The following is a 237-nucleotide window of genomic DNA, read 5'->3' on the forward strand; positions in this document are numbered from 1 at the left end:
GCCTCCGGGTCTGCGTGGTTTGGCATGGTGAAGAGGTTGAGGTGGCTGAAGTCGAGGCCCGCCAGCCGCGCGGCCTCATCCATTTCCGCATTGAACCCGCGCTGGTCCCCGGCGGCCGTACCCAGGTGGGTGACCCGCGGCGGCCGTCCGCTGGCTCCGGAAAGCTCCACGGCGTAGTGCAGCAGGCGGTCAAACTCCAAGCGTGTTCGAACACCTTGCCTGTAGCCTCCAGACGTG

1 protein-coding gene is annotated in these 237 nt (G+C 67.1%); it reads right to left on the reverse strand.

The window, feature by feature from the left end; all coding sequences use genetic code 11:
- A partial coding sequence (locus AC3XQU_RS24825) for a hypothetical protein (RefSeq protein ID WP_489876754.1) occupies positions 1 to 200 on the reverse strand: 200 nt, incomplete at its 3' end.
- Positions 201 to 237 lie beyond the last annotated feature (37 nt).

It is taken from the genome of Telluria sp. AZSoR62, from assembly GCF_058111565.1.